The following is a 2,145-nucleotide window of genomic DNA, read 5'->3' as shown; positions in this document are numbered from 1 at the left end:
AGAGTTAAACTACTCCCGCATAATATAAAAATTAAATGGAGCGGAAGATAGGACTTACACCTATATCTCATTCCGGGAAGGAATGTGTTCTAGAAATTGAACTACTCCCGCATAATTCATGGAGGCGGCAACCGGATTTGAACCGGTGATAAAGGTTTTGCAGACCTCTGCCTTACCACTTGGCTATGCCGCCAATAAAACTGGGCTAGCTGGATTCGAACCAGCGCGTGACGGAGTCAAAGTCCGTTGCCTTACCGCTTGGCTATAGCCCATTAATAAATAAGGGCGGCTGATGGGAATCGAACCCACGAGTGTCGGAACCACAATCCGATGCGTTAACCACTTCGCCACAACCGCCATGGCAGGGGCAGTAGGAATCGAACCCACATCGAAGGTTTTGGAGACCTTTATTCTACCTTTGAACTATGCCCCTATTAAATTAAATGGTGGAGGGGGGCAGATTCGAACTGCCGAACCCGAAGGAGCGGATTTACAGTCCGCCGCGTTTAGCCACTTCGCTACCCCTCCATGAAAATGGTGCCGGCCAGAGGACTTGAACCCCCAACCTACTGATTACAAGTCAGTTGCTCTACCAGTTGAGCTAGGCCGGCTTGTATAAAATGGTTCAAGACAGAGTCGAACTGCCGACACATGGAGCTTCAATCCATTGCTCTACCAACTGAGCTATTGAACCATAATATTAAAATAATGGCGGTCTCGACGGGAATCGAACCCGCGATCTCCTGCGTGACAGGCAGGCGTGTTAACCGCTACACTACGAGACCAAATTATGTAATTGCGGGAGGCGGATTCGAACCACCGACCTTCGGGTTATGAGCCCGACGAGCTACCGAACTGCTCCATCCCGCGATAATGATATTAATGGCGGAGGAAGAGGGATTCGAACCCCCGCGAGCCGTTAAGCTCCTGTCGGTTTTCAAGACCGATCCCTTCAGCCGAACTTGGGTATTCCTCCATAAATATATGATAATTAAATTTATTAAATTGTAATAAAATGGCGGAGGAAGAGGGATTCGAACCCCCGCGGGCCGTTAAGCCCCTGTCGGTTTTCAAGACCGATCCCTTCAGCCGGACTTGGGTATTCCTCCAAAATTATATGGACCTTGCAGGATTCGAACCTGCGACCGAACGGTTATGAGCCGTTAGCTCTGACCAACTGAGCTAAAGGTCCAGAGTATAATTTACAACTAATAATAGTGGCGGTGGAGGGAATCGAACCCACGACCTCACGGGTATGAACCGTACGCTCTAGCCAGCTGAGCTACACCGCCGTTGTAATTTAGTTTGAATCAATAATAAATGGTGGAGACTAGCGGGATCGAACCGCTGACCTCCTGCGTGCAAAGCAGGCGCTCTCCCAGCTGAGCTAAGCCCCCATTTTAAAATTTATTTTAGCAGATATCGGGAAGACAGGATTCGAACCTACGACCCCTTGGTCCCAAACCAAGTGCTCTACCAAGCTGAGCTACTTCCCGTTTTTCATAGGATGAAGCATTAATTACGCGCCCGATAGGAGTCGAACCCATAACCTCTTGATCCGTAGTCAAGCACTCTATCCAGTTGAGCTACGGGCGCTTAATTCAAAGATGGTGCCGAGGACCGGAATCGAACCGGTACGATGATCTCTCATCGCAGGATTTTAAGTCCTGTGCGTCTGCCAGTTCCGCCACCCCGGCAAAATAATGGAGCAGAAGACGGGATTCGAACCCGCGACCCCGACCTTGGCAAGGTCGTATTCTACCGCTGAACTACTTCTGCAAATGCGGGTGAAGGGAGTCGAACCCCCACGCCGTAAGGCGCTAGATCCTAAGTCTAGTGCGTCTGCCAATTCCGCCACACCCGCGATATTTGTTTAATGGTGAGCCATAGAGGATTCGAACCTCTGACCCTCTGATTAAAAGTCAGATGCTCTACCAACTGAGCTAATGGCTCTAAACATGGTGCCGGCCAGAGGACTTGAACCCCCAACCTACTGATTACAAGTCAGTTGCTCTACCAGTTGAGCTAGGCCGGCAAATTAAATGGTGGAGGATGACGGGTTCGAACCGCCGACCCTCTGCTTGTAAGGCAGATGCTCTCCCAGCTGAGCTAATCCTCCATTTATAATTGCCTGGCAACGTCCTA

At 50.0% G+C, this 2,145-nt stretch carries 23 tRNA genes; all 23 read right to left on the bottom strand.

The window, feature by feature from the left end:
- Positions 1–36: 36 nt before the first annotated feature.
- The 23 genes from KA856_RS05240 to KA856_RS05130 all read right to left on the bottom strand — a co-directional run bounded on the left by KA856_RS05240 (position 37) and on the right by KA856_RS05130 (position 2,119).
- Positions 37–111 (bottom strand) — tRNA-Gly (locus KA856_RS05240).
- 8 nt (positions 112–119) lie between these two features.
- Positions 120–193: transfer RNA gene (locus KA856_RS05235), tRNA-Cys, on the bottom strand.
- Positions 194–200: 7 nt separating this feature from the next.
- Positions 201–272 (bottom strand) — tRNA-Gln (locus KA856_RS05230).
- A 12-nt stretch (positions 273–284) separates the two neighbouring features.
- Positions 285–357: transfer RNA gene (locus KA856_RS05225), tRNA-His, on the bottom strand.
- A 2-nt stretch (positions 358–359) separates the two neighbouring features.
- Positions 360–433 (bottom strand) — tRNA-Trp (locus KA856_RS05220).
- 11 nt (positions 434–444) lie between these two features.
- Positions 445–528: transfer RNA gene (locus KA856_RS05215), tRNA-Tyr, on the bottom strand.
- A gap of 7 nt (positions 529–535) precedes the next feature.
- Positions 536–611 (bottom strand) — tRNA-Thr (locus KA856_RS05210).
- A 10-nt stretch (positions 612–621) separates the two neighbouring features.
- Positions 622–694, bottom strand: a tRNA-Phe gene (locus KA856_RS05205).
- 15 nt (positions 695–709) lie between these two features.
- A tRNA-Asp gene (locus tag KA856_RS05200) sits at positions 710–785 on the bottom strand.
- A gap of 11 nt (positions 786–796) precedes the next feature.
- Positions 797–870 (bottom strand) — tRNA-Met (locus KA856_RS05195).
- Positions 871–883: 13 nt separating this feature from the next.
- Positions 884–976 (bottom strand) — tRNA-Ser (locus KA856_RS05190).
- A gap of 40 nt (positions 977–1,016) precedes the next feature.
- A tRNA-Ser gene (locus KA856_RS05185) sits at positions 1,017–1,109 on the bottom strand.
- Positions 1,110–1,118: 9 nt separating this feature from the next.
- Positions 1,119–1,192, bottom strand: a tRNA-Ile gene (locus KA856_RS05180).
- A 26-nt stretch (positions 1,193–1,218) separates the two neighbouring features.
- Positions 1,219–1,292: transfer RNA gene (locus tag KA856_RS05175), tRNA-Met, on the bottom strand.
- 29 nt (positions 1,293–1,321) lie between these two features.
- Positions 1,322–1,397, bottom strand: a tRNA-Ala gene (locus tag KA856_RS05170).
- A gap of 25 nt (positions 1,398–1,422) precedes the next feature.
- Positions 1,423–1,496: transfer RNA gene (locus tag KA856_RS05165), tRNA-Pro, on the bottom strand.
- Positions 1,497–1,522: 26 nt separating this feature from the next.
- A tRNA-Arg gene (locus tag KA856_RS05160) sits at positions 1,523–1,596 on the bottom strand.
- A 12-nt stretch (positions 1,597–1,608) separates the two neighbouring features.
- Positions 1,609–1,697 (bottom strand) — tRNA-Leu (locus tag KA856_RS05155).
- 7 nt (positions 1,698–1,704) lie between these two features.
- A tRNA-Gly gene (locus KA856_RS05150) sits at positions 1,705–1,779 on the bottom strand.
- 3 nt (positions 1,780–1,782) lie between these two features.
- Positions 1,783–1,864: transfer RNA gene (locus tag KA856_RS05145), tRNA-Leu, on the bottom strand.
- A 13-nt stretch (positions 1,865–1,877) separates the two neighbouring features.
- Positions 1,878–1,953: transfer RNA gene (locus KA856_RS05140), tRNA-Lys, on the bottom strand.
- A gap of 6 nt (positions 1,954–1,959) precedes the next feature.
- Positions 1,960–2,035: transfer RNA gene (locus KA856_RS05135), tRNA-Thr, on the bottom strand.
- A gap of 8 nt (positions 2,036–2,043) precedes the next feature.
- Positions 2,044–2,119 (bottom strand) — tRNA-Val (locus tag KA856_RS05130).
- Positions 2,120–2,145 lie beyond the last annotated feature (26 nt).

The sequence above is a fragment of the Staphylococcus sp. GDB9P120P genome (assembly GCF_017893435.1).
GTDB lineage: Bacteria > Bacillota > Bacilli > Staphylococcales > Staphylococcaceae > Staphylococcus > Staphylococcus cohnii.
The sequence above is the reverse complement of the archived record's forward strand: the minus strand, read 5'-3'. Positions and strand labels throughout refer to the sequence as shown.